This window comes from Streptomyces sp. NPDC000075, from assembly GCF_040301925.1.
Taxonomy (GTDB): domain Bacteria; phylum Actinomycetota; class Actinomycetes; order Streptomycetales; family Streptomycetaceae; genus Streptomyces; species Streptomyces polychromogenes.
Genome location: NZ_JBEPFL010000011.1, coordinates 203940 through 224023, shown reverse-complemented (window position 1 = coordinate 224023; position 20084 = coordinate 203940). Strand labels below are relative to the sequence as shown.

Here is a 20084-nt window from a genome sequence, read left to right as displayed (position 1 = left end):
TTGGTCTCGATACCGAGGGACAGCGGGGTCACGTCGAGGAGCAGGACGTCCTTGACCTCACCCTTGAGCACACCGGCCTGGAGGGTGGCGCCGATCGCGACGACCTCGTCCGGGTTGACGCCCTTGTGCGGATCCTTGCCGGTCAGCTCCCTGACCAGCTCCGTCACGGCGGGCATGCGGGTGGAGCCGCCGACCAGGATGACGTGGTCGATGTCCGAGACCTTGATTTTCGCGTCTTCGACCGCGTTGTGGAACGGTGCTTTGCAGCGCTCCAGCAGGTCGGCGGTCAGCTGCTCGAACTGCGAGCGTGTGAGCTTCTCGTCCAGGTGCAGGGGGCCCTCGGCGGAGGCGGAGATGTAGGGCAGGTTGATGTTGGTCTCGGTGGCGGCGGACAGCTCGATCTTCGCCTTCTCGGCGGCCTCGCGCAGACGCTGGAGCGCCATCTTGTCCTTGGACAGGTCGACGCCGTAGTTGTTCCGGAACTGCTTCACGAGGTGGTCGACGATCTTCTGGTCCCAGTCGTCGCCGCCGAGGTGGGTGTCGCCGTTGGTGGACTTGACCTCCACCAGGCCCTCGCCGATCTCCAGGAGGGACACGTCGAAGGTGCCGCCTCCGAGGTCGAAGACGAGGATCGTCTGGTCGGTCTCCCTGTCCAGGCCGTACGCCAGCGCCGCGGAGGTCGGCTCGTTGATGATCCGCAGCACCTTCAGACCGGCGATCTCTCCGGCCTCCTTCGTCGCGGTGCGCTGGGAGTCGTTGAAGTACGCCGGAACGGTGATCACGGCGTCCGTGACGTCCTCACCGAGATACGCCTCCGCGTCGCGCTTCAGCTTCTGCAGGACGCGGGCCGAGATCTCCTGCGCCGTGTACCGCTTGCCGTCGATGTCGGCGGCCTCCGGGAAACGCCAGTCCGCCTCGCCGATGTGGCGCTTGACGGACCGGGCGGTGCGGTCGACGTTCGTCACCGCCTGCCGCTTGGCGATTTCGCCGACCAGGACCTCTCCGCCCTTGCCGAAGGCCACGACGGAAGGGGTGGTCCTGTTTCCTTCGGTGCTGGTGATGACCGTGGGCTCGCCGCCTTCGAGGACTGCGACGACGGAGTTGGTCGTGCCCAGGTCGATCCCGACTGCGCGTGTCATCATCCGCTCCTCTCAGATCCATGAACTTCTCGACTGCTGACTCCTCCGGGCGACCCGAGCAGGACCGCCGCTGTACCGGTCCGCCGCAGAAGGTGCCGTACAAGGGGTGACGTGACGCTCACCAACCTCAGAGCGGTGCCTTTTCGGGCTGCCCGGCGGCGGGCTTCCAGCAGGACGCCGAGTCCGTAGCAGTCACAGAACTCGACTCCGCTGAAGTCGACCTCCACCACATGCGCGCCGTCGGACAGCGCCTCATCCAGGGTGAGTCGCAGCTGCGGCGCGCTCTGGATGTCGATCTCTCCCGAGACGGCGACGTTGAGGTGCGCGTCGGGGCGCTGCCGGATCGCGGCCGTCAGAGGCGGCATTTCGGCCATGACCGCAACCTCGCTTTCGTCCCGGTTGACCACCTGCGGGGCCTGATCCCGATCTTCCGGGGCTTCGCCTTCTCAGCCACCGGAATGCTCAGCCGCACACACCGGCCTCGTAGGAGGCCATCACCGGTCACTCCTCTCGCCACTCATCCCCAGATGCACACACCACCTATATAGCTCGCGGCAATAAAGTTGACAAGACCCGACTCAAGGCAGGTGCGCCGAGGACACGCTGCGAGGCATCCGGGTCGCCGAGCGTGTCGAGCCCCGCAAGATCGCCATCGGCGGCGGATCCGGCCGCAGGAAGGTCGTCGGCCGACCGGGCCGGTACCAGCGGCGGAGGGCGGGGAACCCGATCCCCCGCCCTCCCCCACCGATGATCTCTGTGGGGCGTCCTGCGAACCGTTCAGAGCCAGCCGCGTCGGCCGGCCTTCAGGCCCGCTTCGAAGCGGCTCGTGGCGTCGAGGCGTTCCATCAGCGCGGCCATCTGGCGTCGGACGGTGCGCAGGGAAAGACCGAGGCGCTTGCTGGCGGCTTCGTCGGTCATGCCGGCCGCGAGAAGTCTGAGCAGGCTGCGCTCTGCGGAGGCGAGGCCTTCCGCGTCCCTGTCGACGCGGGGGTCGGTGTCCAGGGGCAGGGCGTTCTCCCAGGTCTGTTCGAACAGAGCGACGAGCGCGGCGACGATCCCGGGGGCTGTGGTGCACAGAGCGCCCTTGCGGGTGTGGGAGGGGTCTATCGGGACGATGGCGGTCCGGCGGTCGAACACGATCAGCCGGGGCGGGGTGGCCGGACTGGTACGCACCTGACCGCCCCGATCGTTGATCCAGCGGGCGTGGGCGAGGGTGGCGGGGTCGTTGCGGGCGGTGTCCTGGTAGATCGTCAGGAAGCGGACGCCCCTGTCCAGTGCGCTCTCGTCGAGGGGACGTGCGGCGTCCAGACTGGCTTGGGACTGGGCACCGCCCGGTTCGATGGCGAGGCACTCGCCGCGTAGTCCCCGGGTGAGGGTTTCGAGCCTTCTCTGGATCGCGTCGAGGCCGATCAGGCGCTCTCCCACTTCCGTGTCGGCCGGGCCGGGCTCCCGGGCGAGGGCGGCTACGGTGCGGGCGGCGATTTCCCTGCCCAGGCTGATCTGCCGCTGGCGGTGCAGGAGTTCCGCTTCGTGGCGGTGCAGGATGATGTCGAAGCCGATCTCGGGACTGACCGCCCGGAGCGTGCCGCTCCGGTCCCGGGAGGGCTGCAGCAGCCCCATGTCGAGAAGATGCTCCAGGCAGGCGCCCACGTCACCTGTGGAGATGCCCAGGCGGGACGCGAGGTCTTCGACCCCCTCGGCCGATCCTGCCAGCAGGCTCCGGTAGACGGCCTCCTGGGTTCGGTCCAGACCGAGGATCTCCAGTCCTGATGTGTCGTTCATTCCCCCACCCCCACGCACGCCGGAAGGCGTGCCCGTCGTATGCGAAACGTCCGGGCATCCGGCGGTTGGTCAGACCGCCTGGTCCTGGGGCGTGACCTCACACATGGGGGCCGCGCCGCTCACTGTGGGATGCCAGGGCGACACGGCTGTTCCGCCCGACCCGTGTCCCTCGAAGGGAACCGAGTGATCGCGCGCGAAGCGGTCGCCTTGACCAGCGTGCCCGCCGGTGCCTCGTTGTTCAATGAGGGATACGGGAACCCGCGTTTAGCGGGGCTCAACGTGAACGCCACGTCGGTGCCCGGCTTTCGAGCGCGACGACCGCGACGACCGCGGCGTCCGTGAGGCGTGCGGCACGCGGACGTCACCTTGCTGCCAAGACACTTTGGTGACCTGCGCAAGGTCTTCAGCCCTGGCACCCGGTGGCACAAGATGTTGATCACCGAGAGGGGCGACACCGGCGAGGCAGCCGGGTGCAGGCCCGATCGGAACCGTCTCGCCACCACCCCGCACCGCCCGCCGGGCGCTGCCCTATCGAGAGAAGCCTTAACGTGTCCATGTCGTTTTCTTCGTCCGTGAGCCGCATCGCCCTCACCTTCGCCCTCGCCCTCGCCTTCGGCGCCCTGACCATCGCGGGGGCGGGCATCGGGTGGGACGCTCACCCCGCGGAGACCACGACCGCCGTCAACGGGCCGGCCGTGGCCATCGGGTGGGACGCGCCGCGCGCCGGCTCCATAGGCTGGGACTGACTCTCCCCCGCAGGACGCCCCCATCCAGCACGCCGACCATGCACATCGTCCGCACCCTCATGAGGGCCGCGCCTGAAGCCGCCACGACCGTCCAGGGCTCTCACGTGTTGCTCGATCTGCTCTGGGCGCACGCCACCCCCGGCGACGGGGTCGAGCACATCGCCGTGCGGTCCGTCCCGCACGGGATGGAGGCCACCTTCTTCCTCACCGCCGTCTCCGACGAGGCCGCCGTGGGTTGCGCACGAGCGCTGCTCCTGCGGGCTCGTGCGCCGATCGCCACTCACGGCCTCACCGCCCTTCCGCTCCCCTAGAAGCGGGGCCGGCGCACGATCCCCTCCCGCGCCCTCACACCTCACTCGGCTTCGGCCCTTTCCTTCCTCATTCCTCATTCCTCGCCAATTGGAGCTTTGTCATGTCCATGTTTATGTCCGCAATGGTCACTCCCCGTCGCGCCCTCGCCCTGTCGATCGCCGCCGCCTCCTTCACCCTCGCCGCCACCGCGGCGCAGCCGGCAGTGGCGGCTCCCGCGCCGAGCGTCGTGCAGGCGGCCACGGTCGCGGAATCCACGGTCGGCGGTGCGATCACCCGGACGGAGATCATCGAGCGCGCCAAGTACTGGCTCGGCAAGGGCATCCCGTACGACCAGGGCGGCAGTTACGCCGACGTGAACGGGCGGAACTACCGCACCGACTGCTCCGGATACGTCTCGATGGCCTGGCACCTGTCGACGAGCCTGAACACCCAGTCTCTGGAGAGCTCCCCGGAGGTCTACGAGATACCGCGCGGCGACCTCAAGCCGGGCGACATCCTCAACAGCTACTACGACCACGTCATCCTCTTCGACCAGTGGGACGACGCCGCCCACACCAAGTTCTCCTACTACTCCTTCGGATCGACCCCGGTGAAGCACGTCACCGGTATGTCCATCAACGCGGGTTCCATCGACGGCCACCCCAACGGCGACTACAAGGCGCTCCGGTACAAGCGGGTCACCGACACCCCGTCTCCGGTGTTCACGCAGACGGTGGCAGCGGACTTCAACGGTGACGGTGCGGCGGACATCATCGCCCGGGACGGTTCGGCGACGCTGAAGATGTGGACGCACAACGCCGGCGGCTACTTCAACGCCCCGGTGAACGTGACCACGGGGTGGAACTTCACTCAGACCGTGGCGGCCGACTTCACCGGTGACGGCAAGGCCGACCTCATCGCCAAGGACGGCTCGGGCAACCTGAAACTGTGGCCGGGCCGAGGTGACGGCACGTTCGGCTCCGCAGTACAGCTGACGGGCGGCTGGAACTTCACGCAGACGGCGGCGGCCGACTTCGACGGCAACGGCAAGGCCGACCTCATCGCCCGTGACGGCGACGGCAACCTGAAGATCTGGGCGGGCCGGGGTGACGGCACGTTCGGGGCGCCGGCGCAGCTGTCGGGCGGCTGGAACTTCACGCAGACCGTGGCCGCGGACTTCAACGGCGATGGTCAAGGAGACATCGTCGCGAAGGACGCCGACGGGAACCTGAAGATGTGGACCCACAACGCGGGCGGCTACTTCAACCAGGCCGTCGACGTCACGGCCGGATGGGAGTTCTCCCAGACCACGGCGGCCGACTTCGACGGGAACGGCAAGGCCGACCTCATCGCCCGCAACGACAACAACGGTGACCTCACCATCTGGGCCGGCCGCGGCAACGGCACCTTCGGCGCCCCCGCCAAGCTCACCGGCGGCTGGTGACCCCGCACCACCCCACCCCGCCGGTGCCGTGCGGACGTCTCCGCACGGCACCGGCCCCGGCGACGCCGGGTTCTCGATTCCTCTCCCCCTGTCCGGAAGGTTCCTTCGCCATGTCCTCTCCCGTCCCCGTCCCCGTCCGCGTCACCCGTCACCGCCTCCTCGCCCTCTCGCTCGCGGCCTGCTGCACGATGACCGCACTCGCAGGGTCGGCGGGAGCCGCCCACGCCGCCTCGCTCAGCACCTGGGAGAAGCTCGCCCAGTGCGAGAGCGGCGGTGACTGGAGCAACGTCCACAGCCCGCACTACGGTGGGCTCCAGTTCACTCTCGACACCTGGCAGTCGATCGGCGGGACGCGGTACGCGCCCTATCCGCACCAGGCCACGAAGAACGAGCAGATACTTATGGGGCAGAAGCTCCTCGATACCGCAGGTGAGAGCCAGTGGCCCTACTGCGGTCCCCTGGTGGGCCTCGGCGCCGACCACGCCGACCCGTTCCCCGTGGACGTACCGCCCGCGCCGGTGTTCACGCAGACGGCGGCCGCGGACTTCAACGGGGACGGCGCGGCCGACATCGTGGCTCGGGACAGCGCGGGCAATCTGAAGATGTGGACGCACAACGCCGGCGGCTACTTCAACGCGCCGGTGAACGTGACGGCGGGGTGGAACTTCACCCAGACCGTGGCCGCCGACTTCAACGGCGACGCCAAGGCCGACCTCATGGCCCGCGACTCCGACGGCACCCTCAAGCTGTGGACGGGCCGGGGTAACGGCACGTTCAACGCGGCCGTGAACGTGACCGGCGGCTGGAACTTCTCCCAGACCGCCGCCGCCGACTTCGACGGCAACGGCAAGACCGACCTCATCGCCCGCGACACCGACGGCAACCTCAAGATCTGGGCCGGCCGGGGCGACGGCACCTTCAACGCCGCCGCCCACCTCAGCGCCGGCTGGAACTTCACCCAGACCGCCGCCGCCGACTTCAACGGCGACGGAGCCGCCGACATCATCGCCAAGGACGCGGGCGGCACCCTCAAGATGTGGACCCACAACGCGGTCGGCTACTTCAACGCCCCCGTCAACGTCACCGGCGGCTGGAACTTCTCCCAGACCACCGCAGCCGACTTCGACGGCAACGGCAAGACCGACCTCATCGCCCGCAACGACAACAACGGCGAGCTCACCATCTGGGCCGGCCAGGGCAACGGCACCTTCAGCAGCCCCGCCAAGCTCAGCGGCGGCTGGTAACCCCCACCACGGCCCCGGCCGCAGACATCGCCAACGTCGGCGACGTCGCCGACATCGCCGGCATCGACCAAGCCACGAAAGGCACTCATCCCCATGTCACGCACCGCATTCGGGGCCGCCAGGACACCAGTGGTGGCGACCGCCCTCGTTCTCGCACTGGCCACCACCGGTCTCGCCACCACCGCCGCGAGCGCCAGCGAGAGCGTCTATCCGTCGTTCGCGGCCGCCTTCAACAACGTCGGCATCGCCACCCAGGCCAACCCCGGGGCGGCGAACCTCGACGGGCACGGCGACAGCCTCTCCGCCGACGCGCTCGACGCCGCGGGATGGACCCGCGGGGCCCGGGTCACCGTCAGCGGCACCACCTACACCCTGCCCGACGTCGCGCCCGGCCAGCCGGACAACGTCGTCGCCGAGGGCCAGCGGGTACCGGTGTCCGGCTCCGGCAACGCCCTCGGCTTCCTGCTCACCGCCACCGGCGGCGGTACGGTGAGCGGCACCGGAAGCGTGCACTACAGCGACGGCACCACCTCGGCATACGCCCTGGACGGCGTCGGCGACTGGGCCGACGGCAACCCCCTCGTGGCCGCCGTCACCATGAACCGTACGGCCACCCGGGCAGGCAGGCCGGTGAAGCTCTACGCCGTCACCGTTCCGGTCACCCGGGGCAAGACGGTCACCGCCGTCACCTTGCCCGCCGCCACCGCGGACAAGCGCCTCCACGTCTTCTCCACGGCGGTACGCAGCACGGCCCCCGCACCCGGCGGGGCCTCCTGGACGGGAAGCTGGGCGGCGTCCACCGACTCGGCGCAACCCACCGCCATGGGGGAGGGGGCGTATCCCGACTGGACGAACCAGACGTTCCGCATGGTCGTCAATCCCCACACCAGCGGCAGCACGGTCCGCCTGCGGTTCGCCAGCACCTTCTCGCCCGAGCCCCTGAAACTCGGTCACGTCACGGTCGCGGCACAGTCCGCCGGGGGAACGGCCACGCAGACCCCTGTCACCGTGACGTTCGGCGGCAGCCAGCAGGTCACCCTGGCGGCCGGCGCCGAACTGGTCAGCGACCCCGTTCCCCTGGCCGTCACCGCCGGGAAGAACCTGCTGGTCAGCTACTACCTGCCGGGTACGGTGAAGTCCTTCGCCCACCACGGCTACACCAAGACCACCTCGTACGCCACCGCGTGGAAGGGCGGTGACCGGTCGGCCGATGTGGGCCAGAGCGCCTTCCCGTTCGACAAGGTCACCTTCTGGGGCGTGGTCAGCGGGGTCGACGTCGCCGCGAGCGGAAACCCGGGCACCGTGGTCGCCCTCGGCGACTCGCAGACCGACGCCGCGCACAGCACCCTGAACACCAACCGCCGCTGGCCCGATTTCTACGCGGCCTTCCTCAAGCAGAAGGGCGACGTCAGCGGCGTCCTCAACGCCGGCATCAGCGGCAACCGTCTCCTGGACGACCTCGCGAACGGTAACGGGCCCAGTGCGCTGAGCCGCCTCGACCGCGACGTCTTCGCGCAGCCCGACGTCCGTGAGGTCGTCCTCTACGAGGGCGTCAACGACATCATCGGCGGCGGCGCCACGGCGACCACGGTCACGGACTCCATCCGGAGCATCGCGGCCCAGGCACGCGCCCGCGGGATCCGCGTCACCGTCGCCACCATCCCCGGTTTCTCCGGCTACGGCGCCGGCACGGCCTTCCGCTCCCGCGAAGCGGTGAGGCAGGCGGTGAACGCCTACATCCGCACCACGGACGATATCGACGACTACGTCGACTTCGACGTCGCCACCAAGGACCTCGACGATCCCTACGCCATCCGGCCCGCGGTCGCGAGCACGGACAAACTGCACTTCAACGACGCCGGCACGGAGCTCCTCGCCCGCACGCTGGCCGACCGCGCCCCTCGGGCGCAGCTCCCGATGGGGGAGACCACGTCCGCCGACTTCAACGGCGACTCGGTCTCCGACCTTCTGGCCCGGCACGACCCCACGGGCACCCTGAAGGTGTGGCTCGGGCGCGGCGACGGCACCTTCGCCGCGGCGAAGAACGTCACTGGCGGCTGGCAGCATTACGCGCAGACCGTCGCGGCGGACTTCACGGGGGACGGCAAAGCCGACATCATGGCCCGCTATGAAGGTCCGGCCGACGAGAACGTCCCCCAGAACACGCTCCGCCTGTGGGTCGGCCGGGGTGATGGCACCTTCCTGCCGCCCACGAACGTGACCGGCGGCTGGAACTTCACCCAGACCACCGCAGCCGACTTCGACGGCAACGGCAAGACCGACCTCATCGCCCGCGACACCGACGGCAACCTCAAGATCTGGGCCGGCCGGGGCGACGGCACCTTCAATGCCCCCGCCCACCTCACCGCCGGCTGGAACTTCACCCAGACGACCGCGGCCGACTTCAACGGCGACGGAGCCGCCGACATCATCGCCCGCGACCCCGCCACCGGCACGCTCAAGATGTGGACCCACAACGCGGGCGGCTACTTCAACGCCCCCGTCAACGTCACCGGCGGCTGGAACTTCAGCCAGACCACCGCGGCGGGTGACATCGACGGCGACGGCAAGGCCGACATCCTCGCCCGGGACAACGCCACCGGCACACTCAGAGCCTGGCCGGGCCGAGGCGATGCCACCTTCCACGCCGCCCACGACGTCACCGGCGGCTGGTAGCCCTCAGGTCTTCCTGAGGAGCTGGGTCGCCGCGCGGCCGAACATGAGGCGGGCCGTCCCTTTCAGGACTCCGTCGAAGAGGCGGGGCAGGAAGCGGATGCGCAGTTCCTCCCGCCACACCACCCGGCTACGGCCCCCCGGGCCTGGCCGGACCTCGATCTCCGCCCAGCCCAGGACGACCCGGCCGCGTTTCTCCACCCGGCACAGGCCGGGCTCGTCGCCCACCGGCGGCCGCCAGACCGTCACCTCCATGACGTCGTCGACGGCCACCCGTCCGACGCCCGACCGGGCCACGAAACGCGTTCCCTCACGGGTCGGCGGCGCGGTGAGCAGCTCGATCCCGGTCAGCGGGACCGCGTCGGCGTGGCGGGGCCAGTCCGTCAGCCTGCGCCACGCCTCCGAGGGGGCGAGCGGGGGCGTGCGTTCGAAGGAGAAGGTGGGCACGGCACGATCGTAGAGAACCACTCTCGCCGCCGGTTGTTGCGGCGGCGTTGCGGTCGTGTGGCGGCCGGCGCGGGTGGCCGGTCCGCCCACGACGGCGGCCCGCTTACGATCAGCACCGGGGCACTCCGCTCCCCCGCGTGGTCCGTACGCGCGACCGCCCCGCTGGAACCACCCGTGCCCGAGTGAGGAACCGCAGATGCCCGCCCCGCTGAACAGCCCCTACCGGCAACTCCGCGGCGGCGACGGCCGACGGGAGGTGAACACCTCCGCGGTGCTGCGGACCGTGCTCGACCACGGTCCGGTGGCGCGCAGGCGGATCGCGGCCCTCACCGGGCTCAGCCCGGCGGCGGTCTCACGGCAGGTGGCCGACCTCGCCGGTCTGGGGCTGGTGCGGGAGCGCCCCGAACTGGTCGCCGCGGCGGGCGTCGGCCGCCCGCAGGTTCCGGTGGACATCGACTGTGGCCGGGTCGCGGTGGCCGGTGTGCACATCGGGGTGCCGGGCGCGACGCTGTCCCTGATCGACCTGCGCGGGCGCGTCCTGGCCCGGGAGGACGTGAGCGGCCGGGATCCCGGCCCGGCCGGGATCCTGGGACGGGTGACCAGCCGGCTGCCCGCCTTCCTCGACGCCCACCGGGGCGGCCTCACCCTCGCGGGTGTGGGTGCGGTGCTGGGCGGAAGGGTGGATCCGGAGCGGGGGATCGCGGTGCGGCACGAACCGCTCGGCTGGTACGAAGTACCGCTGCGCGACGCGCTGGAGCGGGCCACCGGACTGCCGGTGTACGTCGACAACCACGCCCGCGCCCTCGCCCAGTCGGAGATCCTCTTCGGCCATCCCGATGCGCAGCACAGCATCGTGGCGGTCTTCGTGGGCCATGTGGTCGACGCGGCCCTGGGCAGCGGCGGCCGGGTGCACCTCGGCCCGCGCGCGGCCACCAGCGACGTGGCGCACCAGCCCGTACCCGGCAGCCGGGCGAAGTGCCCCTGCGGCAGGACCGGCTGCTTCGAGGCGGTGGTCTCCGACACCGTCCTCTTCGCGGAAGCCGCTCGGCGGGGTATCGTCGCCGAACCGGACCGCACTCTGCTCTGCGAGGCCGTGGCGGCGGGACATCCCGGCGCTGATCATCTGGTGCGGCACCGGGCGCGGTTGATCGGCCGGGCGGTCGCGCTCCTGGCGGACCTGGTCAATCCGGACGTGGTGGTGGTGCACGAGACCTTCTCGGGGGCCCATCCCCGGTACCTCGACGCGATCCGTGAGGAGGCGGTCGAGCGCTCGCACCTGTGTGACGACCCGGAGCGGATCGTCGCTCCGGGAACCGGGGAACGGGCACTGGACGTCGCGGCCGGCACGGCCGTTCTGGCCAACATCTACGCCGATCCGCTACGGGCGGTGGCGTTTGACCAATCATCGGGTGTCTGACAATCTGCGCGCATGACCCCGACCGTGCGGCTCGTTTCCCGCCGGCATGTCGACCTCTGTCGCCATGCCAGCGCGATCTGTGCCGTGCCGTCGCCGGGCTGTCCCCGCTGATCTCGACTTCAGCCTGACGCCGGCCGGCCCGCCCGGGCCGCGGCCCCGCCGTACCCGCCCTTCCCGTTCCGCGTTCTGCGGGACGCCCGGGCGCCACGGCCGCTCCCCCGCACCGCGTTTCGCGATCCTGACCGGATCTCCGCGTCGCGGCTCCCCCTGCTCCCCGTTCCCCCTGCGATGGACCGCACCCGGTCCCACCTGGGGTGAATTAGTTCCGCTCAGATTGCAATTAAGTTTCGCTTCCTCTCCCCAAGGCGGTTCCCTCATGACCACGCTCCCTCCCCTCTCCCGGCGGGGCCTGCTGCGCGCCGTGGGTGCCGGCTCCCTCCTCATGACGCTGGGGGCCTGCCGCTCCGCGGTCGACGACAGCGCGCCGGCCGCCGCGGCGAGCCCCCGCAGGGGAGGCACGCTGACGATCGCGCACGGGGTCGACTTCACTCCGGCCCTGCTCTTCGCGGTGAGCGCGATGACCCTCGTCCCACGCCTCGTCTTCAACACCCTCACCCGCTACGACGACAAGCTGCGGCCGCAGCCGGAGCTGGCGAAGTCCTGGCAGGTGGCCCCGGACGGCAAGAGCATCACCTTCACGCTCCGCGACGACGTCACCTTCCACAACGGCCGCAAGTTCACGGCGGACGACGTCATCTTCGCGGTGCAGAACCTCCAGAACCCCGTACGGGCCGCCCAGCTGAGATCCACGGCGGCCGCGGTCACCTCGTTCGAGAAGCGGGGCGACCACGAGATCACCCTCGGCCTCGCCCACCCCGTCAGCAACCTGTTCGACCTCTTCGAGTTCATGTTCATCGCCGACAAGGACTCCGTCGAGGACGCCGTCGCCGGCAAGCGGCTCATCGGCACCGGGCCCTACACCTTCACCGGCCGCAACCCCGGCGCCTCCCTCAGCTTCGCGCGCAATGAGCGCTACTGGCAGCCCGGCCGCCCCTACCTGGACAAGGTCGAGATACGCGTCATCCCGCAGCCCGACGCGCTGCTCTCCTCGCTCCGCACCGCCCAGTCGCAGCTCTCGTTCGACGTCCGGGGTCAGGACGTGGCGCAGCTGAAGGACGACAAGCAGTTCCGGATCAAGGGCTACGACACCGGCGCCGGCGCCCTCTACCTCGGCGCGAACGTCAAGGAGCAGTACACCGACGACAAGCGCGTGCGCCAGGCGCTGTCCTGGGCCGTCGACCGCGAGCGCATCGTCAAGCAGGTCCTCGGCGGCTACGGCCAGGCGAGCGCGGCCCCCTGGCCGAAGTCCTCCCCGGCGTACAGCGACGCCAACGCCACCCGCTACACGCACGATCCGGACAAGGCGCGGGCCCTGCTGAAGGAGGCCGGGCACGACAGCCTGTCCCTGCCGCTCGCCCACGCGTCGGTCCCCAGGGTGACGGCCATCGCCCAGATCATCCAGTACGACCTGAAGCAGATCGGCATCACCACCGAGCTCCAGCCGTACGACTCGGCGACCATGCAGAAGAAGCTGATCGCCCAGCAGATGCCGGCGCTGTGGACGATGGGCCACGGGTTCGCCCAGGTCCACCCGTCCACCCTGGCCGTCAGCGCCTACCCCTTCAACGAGGCCAAGAACACCTCGCAGTTCAGCTCTCCCGCCTACACCGAGGCGGTACGGGCGGCATGGGTGCGCGATGACGCGGAGGGCCCCGAGGCTCTGGCGGCCTACCAGCGGATCAGCGACCAGCTCCTCGACGAGGCCTTCATCATCGACCTCGCGGTGGAGGCCCAGGTGGAGGTCGCCACGGCCAAGGTGCGCGGAGCGGACCTGAACAAGTTCGGCTACCTCATCCTCGACGACGCGTACCTGGTGTGACGCCGTGCGCTCCTACCTGTTGAAGAGGGTTCCCTCCGCGCTGCTCGTCCTGGCGCTCGCCTCGTTCGTCATCTTCGTGATCCTGCGCCTCATCCCGGGCGACCCGGCCACCACCCTGGCCGGGCCGGACGCCGGACCCGCGGCCGTCGCGGCGATCCGCGCCCGGCTCGGCCTGGACCGGCCGCTGCCGGTCCAGTACGTCGCCTGGCTCGGCGATCTCGTACGGGGTGACCTCGGACCCTCGTACGCCATCGGCGGCGAGGTCTCCGACCTCATCGGCCAGGGGCTGGGCCGGACGGTGGAGCTGACCATCGGCGCGCTGGCGCTGACGGTCGCGCTCGGCCTGGCCCTGGGGCTGCTCGGGGCGACCGGGCGCGGTCGCGGGGTGCGCGGCGCGGCGCGGGCGGTGGCCACCGCCGCGCTGGCCGTGCCGCCGTTCGTCACCGGCATCGTGCTGGTGCTGGTGTTCGCGGTGGCCCTGCGCCTGCTGCCCGCCGGCGGGTACCGGTCGGTGCTCGACGCCCCCGACATCGGCCTGCAATACCTGCTGCTGCCCGCTCTGTGCCTCGCCCTGCCGAGCGGCGCCGTCCTCGGCCGCTACCTCAAGGACGGGCTGGAGCGCGCCCTGGCCGAGGACTACGTACGCACCGCCACGGCCGTGGGCGTCACCCGCCGGCGCATCATCTGGCGGCACGCGCTGCCCAATGCCCTGCCGTCGTCCGTCACCGTACTCGGCATGCAGATCGGGCAACTGCTCAGCGGAGCCGTGGTGGTCGAGGCCGTCTTCGCCTGGCCGGGGCTCGGCATGCTCGCCGAGCAGGGGGTGGTCCGCCGCGACTACCCCGTCGTCCAGGCCCTGCTCCTGCTGCTGGTCGCGGTGTTCGTCGCCGTCCAGCTGCTCACCGACATCGCCTACGCCTGGCTGGACCCCCGGATCAGGTGGGAGTGAACCATGACGACCACGCCCACGACCACGCCCATGACCACGACCACGACCACGACCACCACCCTCCCGCTCCGCGCCCGCAACGCCTACGTGGGCGGACTGCTCACCGTCCGGGGCATCACCGGACTCGCCCTGGTGTCCGCGATCGCCCTGGCCGCCCTGCTGGCGCCGCTGCTCACCTCGGCCGACCCGCTGGCGCAGAGCGGCGACGCCCTGCTCGGTCCGTCGGCGCGGCATCCGTTCGGCACGGACGACCTCGGACGGGACCTCTTCAGCCGGGTGCTCCACGGCATCCGCGCGGACCTCGCCATCGGTCTGTCGGCCGTGCCCCTCGCCGCCGCCGCGGGCTGCGCCCTCGCCCTGCTCTCCGTCTCCTCCCGGGCCGCCGATGCCGCCGTCCAGCGGGCGTTCGACCTCGTGCTGGCCTTCCCCGGGCTGATCCTCGCCCTGACCGTCACCGCCATCTGGGGGCCGGGCCGGCTGCCCGTCGTGGCCGTCATCGCCCTGGCGGAGACACCCGCGTTCGGCCGGCTGCTGCGGGGCGGCATCCTCGTCCAGCGCGAACGCGAGTACGCCGTCGCCGCACGGGTCGGCGGCGCGGGGCGGCTGCGGGTGCTGTTCCGGCATGTCCTGCCCAACGCGATCGACCCCATCGTGGTCCAGATCGCCACCGCCCTGTCGATCGCCGTGTTCATCGAGGGCGCCATGAGCTTCATCGGGGTCGGCATCAGGCCCCCGGAGCCCTCGCTCGGCAGCATCCTCAGCCAGTCCACGGGCTACATGGGCACCCACCCCGCCTTCGCGGTGGCACCGCTGATCGCGGTGACCGCACTCGTCATCGGCTTCACCCTCGTCGCGGAAGCCCTGAACCGGGGGATCCGGCAGTGACCCAGGCCACGACCAGTACCAGTAGCAGCACCGGCACCACCGGCACCACCACCTCCGGCCCGCGCGCCCGCCCCGTGCTGGACGTGCGCGGCCTGCACGTCGAGTTCCCGCTCGGTGGCCGGACCGCGCACGCGCTCCGGGGCGTCGACCTCTCCCTCGCCGCCGGGGACACGCTGGGAATCGTGGGCGAGTCCGGCTCGGGCAAATCGACCCTGGCCCTCGCCCTGACGCGCATGCTCCCCGGCACCGGCCGCATCACGGACGGCTCCGTGCTGCTCGACGGCCAGGATCTCGCCACCGCTCCCGAGGAGGCACTGCGCCGGGTACGCGGCGGGCGGATCGGGATGATCTTCCAGGACCCCATGGCCTCCCTCAACCCGGTGCTCTCCATCGGACAGCACCTGGACGAGGCGCTGCGCGCACACGGGCGCGGCGACCGGCGCTCGCGCCGCGGCCGCACGCTGGAACTCCTGGACCTGGTGGGCATTCCCGACCCCGCGCGGCGCATCGACGACCACCCGCACCAGTTCTCCGGCGGTATGCGCCAGCGCGTCATGATCGCCCTCGCGCTGGCCAACGAACCCGACGTGCTGATCGCCGACGAACCGACCACGGCGCTCGACGCCACGGTGCAGGACCAGATCCTGACCCTGCTCGAACGGCTGAACAGGGAAACGGGCACCGCTCTCGTGCTCATCACCCACGACATCGGCGTCGTCGCCCGCTCCTGCCGTCGCGTGCTGGTCATGTACGGCGGCACGGTCGTCGAGGACGGGCCCACCGACCGGGTCCTCACGGACCCCCGGCACCCCTACACCGCCGGACTGCTGGCGGCCGTGCCCCGGCTGGAGTCCGCCTCGGGAACCCGGCTGCGGAGCATTCCCGGCAGCCCGCCCGACCCCGCCGCCACCCTCCGGGGCTGCGCGTTCGCGCCTCGCTGCGCGCTGGCCGAGGACCGCTGCCACGACCAGGCGCCCGTGCTGGCCCGGGTTTCGGACGGGGTCCGCGCCGCGTGCTGGGTCACCGGTCCGAAGGACGTCGTCATCGCGGAACCTCCCGAGGACCTCCGTAGCCGGCCGGCCGAGGACCCGGCCCCGGACCCGGCCGCCGCGCCGTTGCTGGAGGTCACCGGGCTGCGCAAGACGTTCCCCGGCCGGGGGCGTGCCGGGCGCCGCGATCCGCTGGTCGCCCTGGACGGGGTGGACCTCGTCCTGCACCCCGGCGAAACGCTGGGGATCGTGGGCGAATCGGGGTCGGGCAAGTCCACCCTCGCGCGCACCATCGTCCAGGTGTACGAACCGACCTCCGGAGTCGTGCGGTTCCGGGGACGGGAGCTGTCCGGGGCCTCCCCGGAAACCTCCCGGGCGCTGCGGCGCGAAGTGCAGATGGTCTTCCAGGACCCCTTCTCGTCGCTCAACCCCCGGATGACCGTCGGCCAGATCATCGCCGAGCCGCTGATCGCGCACGGTCTCGGCGACCGCGCGCGGCGGGCGGAGCGGGTGGCCGCGCTGCTGCGGCAGGTCGGACTGGATCCGGAGGCCGCCGGGCGCCACCCGCGCGCGTTCTCCGGCGGTCAGCGCCAGCGCATCGGCATCGCCCGGGCGCTGGCCCCCGAGCCGTCCGTCCTCATCTGCGACGAGCCCGTCTCCGCACTCGACGTCTCCGTCCAGGCACAGGTCGTCAATCTCCTCACCGACCTGCAGCGCGACCTCGGGCTCGCCCTGTTGTTCATCGCCCACGATCTCGCGGTGGTACGGCAGATCAGCCATCGCATCGCCGTGATGCACCGCGGACGGGTGGTCGAGACCGGCCCCGCCGACGAGCTCTGCACCCGCCCGGCACACCCCTACACCCGCGCCCTTCTCGGGTCCGTACCCTCTCCCAAGGAGCTCCGTCCGTGACCACCACCAGCACCCCGGCCACCCCGGCCACCCCCGCCACCCCGGCCGCACCGACCCGTCGCGATCCCTACGCCGGCTTCGCCGGACGGGTCGGCCGCACCTTCGCCGACTCCCAGCCCTCCTGGCAGCCGCCGCGCCGGCCCGGGGGCCGTGCCCCGAACGTCGTCGTGGTCCTGGTCGACGACATGGGCTACAGCGACATCGGCCCGTTCGGCTCGGAGGTCCCCACCCCCGTACTCGACGGACTGGCCGCGGGCGGCGTGCGCCTGGCCAACTACCACACCATGCCGCTGTGCTCCCCCGCCCGTGCCGCCCTGCTCACGGGTCTCAACCCGCACCGCGTCGGATACTCGACGGTCGCCAACTTCGACCCCGGTTTCCCCGGGTACGGCATGGAGGTCGGGGAGGACATCCCCACCCTGGCCGAGGTCCTCCACGACGCGGGCTACGCCACCTACGCCGTCGGCAAGTGGCACCTGACCCGCGACTCGGCGTCCAACGCCGCCGACGACCGGCGCAACTGGCCGCTGCAGAAGGGCTTCGACCAGTACTACGGCGTACTGGAGGGCCTGACCAGCCTCTTCCATCCGCACCAGCTGGTCCGCGACAACAGCCCGCTGGACATCGACGAACTGCCCGACGGCTACTACTACACCGACGACATCACCGACCAGGCCATCTCCATGGTCAAGTCGCTGCGCGCGCACGACCCCGACAAGCCGTTCTTCCTGTACGTCGCCCACAACGCGGTCCACGGCCCCCTCCAGGCCAAGCCCGCCGACATCGAACGTCATCGCGGACGCTACGACGGAGGCTGGGACGCCCTGCGCGGCACCCGTTTCGCCCGGCAGATCGCCGACGGCCTGTTCCCCGAGGGGACCGCCCTGCCGGAACGCAATTCCGAGGCGGGCTTCGACGTGGGCCCCTGGGACGAGCTGACGCCCGAGCAGCAGCGCCGCTACGCCCGTTACATGGAGGTCTACGCGGCCATGGTCGACAACATCGACCAGAACCTCGGACGGCTCACCGAAACCCTGCGCGCACTCGGGGAACTCGACAACACCATCGTCGTCTTCACCTCCGACAACGGCGGCACCGGCGAAGGCGGCGCCGAGGGCACGCGCAGCTACTTCAGCCGCTTCGTCCACCAGCCCGTGCCGGACGACTGGAACGAGGACGTGGACCGGGACACCGACCTCATCGGCGGTCCGCAGAGCCTGGTGCACTACCCGCGCGGCTGGGGCATGGCCTCCAACACCCCGTTCCGGCTCTACAAGGGCCAGACCTACGCGGGCGGCGTACGCGTACCGTTCGTCATCTCCTGGCCCGAGGGGCTGCGGCGCGCCGAGGGCGACCCGGGGGTCCGGCAGCAGTACCAGTACGTCACCGACATCACCCCCACCCTGCTGGAACTCGCCGGCGTGCGCCGCCCGGAGCTGTGGCGCTCGCGGCCCGCCCAGGAGCTCGACGGCGTCAGCTTCGCCCCCGTCCTCCACGACGGGCGGACGCCCGGCGCCCACACCGAGCAGTACTGCGAGATGTCCGGGAACCGCAGCTACTACCGCGACGGCTGGAAGCTGGTCACGCTGCACCGGCCGGGCGCACCGTACGACGACGGCGAGTGGGCGCTGTACGACCTGCGCACCGACCCCACCGAAACCACCGACGTCGCCGGGGCGCACCCGGAGGTGGTGAAGGAGCTGGCCGCGGCGTGGGAAGCGGCGGCCTGGCGCAACGGCGTCTTCCCCCTCGCCGACGGCAGCGGCGCACTGGCCCGGCGCAACCCCGCCGAGGAGCGGTTCCACCGCCCCCTGACCCTGTTGGCGGGCACTCCCGAGCTGGAGCGCTACCGCTCCTCCCGGCTCATCTCGTTCCGGTCCTTCGACGTCACCGTCGAACTCGACGAGCACGCGGCCTCGGACCAGGGGGTACTGGTCTCGCACGGCGACCAGGGCGGCGGCTACAGCCTGTACGTGGAAGACGGGCGGCTGCGCTTCGCGTACAACGAGTACGGCGAGCTGCACGAGACCGACGGCGGCCCGCTGCCCGCGGGCCGACGGACGATCACACTGTCGGCCGCCGCGGTGGAGGGCCTGCGCTGGGAGTTCCGCATCCTGATCGACGGGGTGGAGTCCGGCCGGTCGGACAGCGTCCACCAGCTGATCGGCATGGCACCGCTCCAGGGGATCAGCGTGGGGGTGGACCGCAAATCCCCGGTCTCCTGGCCGGTGTACGAACGCCACCGCAGCTTCCGCTACACCGGCCGCCTGCGCTCGGTGACGTACACCCCCGGTGACCAGGCGCCCTACGACCCGGCGCTGGTGGCCCGCGCCCTCCGGGAGGCGGCCGCCGCCTTCGAATGACGGACGGCCGGGCGCCGCCCGCAGCGACAGGGTGAGGGCGGTGGAGCGGGGACGGACGACGGGGACGGAGACGGGGCGGCGCCCGTCCCCGTCTCACCGCCGGCTGCGGGCACTCCGCGACCGGCTGGCGTCTGGCTGCCGCTCAGCGGCGACGTCCACGTGGGGTCGTGCCGGGATCTCTTCGTGAGGTGGGCCAGCAGATGCTCCGCCGTGACGGAAGCCGTGTCCTGCGCGGCGCCGACTGCGGTCAGGGCGGTGATGAGCCTCGCCGGTGCTGATTCCGGCACGTCCGGGTCGGTGAGGACGGGAAGCAGCAGCAGGAAGCGGACGGCCGTGTCGTGGATGCCTTCGGCGGCGGGGGACGGGTGGTCGGCGATCCGGATCAGTTCGTGCCAGGTCAGCCCCGTGCCCGAGAAGTCTCCGTCCCAGCCGGCGATCCGCTCGGCGCGGCTTCTGCCCGGTTGGGTGAGGAGGTAGTCGGTGCCGTAGTCGCCTTCCAGGTTGCGGTAGATCACCACGGCTCCGGGGCCGTCTTCCGCCGGGATCCTGAACACCGGCCAGCGTCCGGGATCGAAGAGTACGTCGGACAGGGCATCGGCATCGGCGCCGTCCTCACCGAACCACTCCGGATCCGGCCGCTCAGCACACCCCCCGAGGCCGCACATCGGCAGAAGGTGGTTCGACCAGAAGCCCGGGCGGGCCGGCAGTGACTCGCCCGGCACCAACGGGCCGGCGTCGTATCCCTTGATCAGCACCCTTCGATCCTGTCACCAGCCACTGACACCGTCCGCACCGTCCGGTGACGGGACCGCGCGGGCGACGGTGCGGCGGTCGACGGACACCGGGCCCACTGAGCGCGGTACG

17 protein-coding genes are annotated in these 20084 nt (G+C 71.1%); 12 read left to right on the top strand and 5 right to left on the bottom strand.

The window, feature by feature from the left end; genetic code table 11:
- The 3 genes from dnaK to ABT403_RS16130 form a co-directional block, all read right to left on the bottom strand.
- Positions 1-1139, bottom strand: a 1139-nt coding sequence (gene dnaK, locus ABT403_RS16140; RefSeq protein WP_351649119.1) for a molecular chaperone DnaK, incomplete at its 3' end; no start/stop codon positions are given.
- Entirely contained in the window at positions 1139-1513 is a 375-nt protein-coding gene (locus ABT403_RS16135; protein ID WP_344152986.1) for an STAS domain-containing protein, read from the bottom strand. The genes dnaK and ABT403_RS16135, both read right to left, overlap by 1 nt.
- A 403-nt stretch (positions 1514-1916) precedes the next feature.
- Positions 1917-2921 carry a LuxR C-terminal-related transcriptional regulator gene (locus tag ABT403_RS16130; RefSeq protein WP_344152983.1) on the bottom strand — a complete coding sequence of 335 codons (1005 nt, stop codon included), beginning with the start codon at positions 2919-2921 and terminating at the stop codon, positions 1917-1919.
- Positions 2922-3493: 572 nt separating this feature from the next.
- Between ABT403_RS16130 and ABT403_RS16125 the strand changes: the two genes are divergently transcribed.
- The 5 genes from ABT403_RS16125 to ABT403_RS16105 all read left to right on the top strand — a co-directional run bounded on the left by ABT403_RS16125 (position 3494) and on the right by ABT403_RS16105 (position 9322).
- Entirely contained in the window at positions 3494-3667 is a 174-nt protein-coding gene (locus ABT403_RS16125; protein WP_344152980.1) for a hypothetical protein, read from the top strand.
- 38 nt (positions 3668-3705) lie between these two features.
- Positions 3706-3978 (top strand): hypothetical protein, encoded by a 273-nt coding sequence (locus ABT403_RS16120; RefSeq protein WP_344152977.1) that lies wholly within the window; start codon positions 3706-3708, stop codon positions 3976-3978.
- 122 nt (positions 3979-4100) lie between these two features.
- On the top strand, positions 4101-5402 hold the full coding sequence (locus ABT403_RS16115; protein ID WP_344152974.1) for a C40 family peptidase: 1302 nt from the start codon (positions 4101-4103) through the stop codon (positions 5400-5402).
- A gap of 110 nt (positions 5403-5512) precedes the next feature.
- Positions 5513-6646 (top strand): FG-GAP-like repeat-containing protein, encoded by a 1134-nt coding sequence (locus ABT403_RS16110; protein WP_344152971.1) that lies wholly within the window; start codon positions 5513-5515, stop codon positions 6644-6646.
- 93 nt (positions 6647-6739) lie between these two features.
- Positions 6740-9322: an FG-GAP-like repeat-containing protein gene (locus ABT403_RS16105; protein WP_344152969.1), complete on the top strand. Its 2583-nt coding sequence runs from the start codon at positions 6740-6742 to the stop codon at positions 9320-9322.
- A gap of 3 nt (positions 9323-9325) precedes the next feature.
- On the opposite strand, the gene ABT403_RS16100 is transcribed toward ABT403_RS16105, so the two are convergent.
- A complete protein-coding gene (locus ABT403_RS16100; protein ID WP_344152966.1) occupies positions 9326-9766 on the bottom strand; it encodes an SRPBCC family protein in 441 nt (146 codons plus the stop codon).
- Positions 9767-9962: 196 nt separating this feature from the next.
- Between ABT403_RS16100 and ABT403_RS16095 the strand changes: the two genes are divergently transcribed.
- From ABT403_RS16095 to ABT403_RS16065, 7 genes are all read left to right on the top strand, one after another.
- On the top strand, positions 9963-11183 hold the full coding sequence (locus ABT403_RS16095) for an ROK family transcriptional regulator (RefSeq protein WP_344152963.1): 1221 nt from the start codon (positions 9963-9965) through the stop codon (positions 11181-11183).
- A 12-nt stretch (positions 11184-11195) separates the two neighbouring features.
- Entirely contained in the window at positions 11196-11294 is a 99-nt protein-coding gene (locus ABT403_RS16090; protein ID WP_328740532.1) for a putative leader peptide, read from the top strand.
- 265 nt (positions 11295-11559) lie between these two features.
- Complete coding sequence (locus ABT403_RS16085; protein WP_344152956.1) at positions 11560-13122, top strand: ABC transporter substrate-binding protein; 1563 nt, start codon at positions 11560-11562, stop codon at positions 13120-13122.
- A gap of 4 nt (positions 13123-13126) precedes the next feature.
- Positions 13127-14071 (top strand): ABC transporter permease, encoded by a 945-nt coding sequence (locus tag ABT403_RS16080; protein WP_344152953.1) that lies wholly within the window; start codon positions 13127-13129, stop codon positions 14069-14071.
- Between the two features lie 3 nt (positions 14072-14074).
- The gene (locus ABT403_RS16075; protein WP_425580122.1) at positions 14075-14956 is read left to right on the top strand and encodes an ABC transporter permease; all 882 of its coding nucleotides are present in this window, start codon (positions 14075-14077) and stop codon (positions 14954-14956) included.
- Positions 14957-15030: 74 nt separating this feature from the next.
- Positions 15031-16857, top strand: a complete 1827-nt coding sequence (locus tag ABT403_RS16070; protein WP_344153025.1) for a dipeptide ABC transporter ATP-binding protein — start codon at positions 15031-15033, stop codon at positions 16855-16857.
- A complete protein-coding gene (locus ABT403_RS16065) occupies positions 16854-19220 on the top strand; it encodes an arylsulfatase (protein WP_344152950.1) in 2367 nt (788 codons plus the stop codon). Before ABT403_RS16070 ends, ABT403_RS16065 begins: the two co-directional genes overlap by 4 nt.
- On the opposite strand, the gene ABT403_RS16060 is transcribed toward ABT403_RS16065, so the two are convergent.
- Positions 19163-19975 (bottom strand): hypothetical protein, encoded by an 813-nt coding sequence (locus ABT403_RS16060; RefSeq protein WP_344152947.1) that lies wholly within the window; start codon positions 19973-19975, stop codon positions 19163-19165. The two genes, ABT403_RS16065 and ABT403_RS16060, sit on opposite strands and share 58 nt — an antisense overlap.
- Positions 19976-20084: the final 109 nt, after the last annotated feature.

What these genes read in the sequence shown, in the direction of transcription:
- ABT403_RS16095 (WP_344152963.1), top strand. Translation starts at nt 9,963, where the DNA reads ATGCCCGCCCCGCTGAACAGCCCCTACCGGCAACTCCGCGGCGGCGAC.
- ABT403_RS16135 (WP_344152986.1), bottom strand. Translation starts at nt 1,513, where the DNA reads ATGGCCGAAATGCCGCCTCTGACGGCCGCGATCCGGCAGCGCCCCGAC.
- ABT403_RS16120 (WP_344152977.1), top strand. Translation starts at nt 3,706, where the DNA reads ATGCACATCGTCCGCACCCTCATGAGGGCCGCGCCTGAAGCCGCCACG.
- ABT403_RS16115 (WP_344152974.1), top strand. Translation starts at nt 4,101, where the DNA reads ATGGTCACTCCCCGTCGCGCCCTCGCCCTGTCGATCGCCGCCGCCTCC.
- ABT403_RS16110 (WP_344152971.1), top strand. Translation starts at nt 5,513, where the DNA reads ATGTCCTCTCCCGTCCCCGTCCCCGTCCGCGTCACCCGTCACCGCCTC.
- ABT403_RS16105 (WP_344152969.1), top strand. Translation starts at nt 6,740, where the DNA reads ATGTCACGCACCGCATTCGGGGCCGCCAGGACACCAGTGGTGGCGACC.
- ABT403_RS16130 (WP_344152983.1), bottom strand. Translation starts at nt 2,921, where the DNA reads ATGAACGACACATCAGGACTGGAGATCCTCGGTCTGGACCGAACCCAG.
- ABT403_RS16090 (WP_328740532.1), top strand. Translation starts at nt 11,196, where the DNA reads ATGACCCCGACCGTGCGGCTCGTTTCCCGCCGGCATGTCGACCTCTGT.
- ABT403_RS16085 (WP_344152956.1), top strand. Translation starts at nt 11,560, where the DNA reads ATGACCACGCTCCCTCCCCTCTCCCGGCGGGGCCTGCTGCGCGCCGTG.
- ABT403_RS16075 (WP_425580122.1), top strand. Translation starts at nt 14,075, where the DNA reads ATGACGACCACGCCCACGACCACGCCCATGACCACGACCACGACCACG.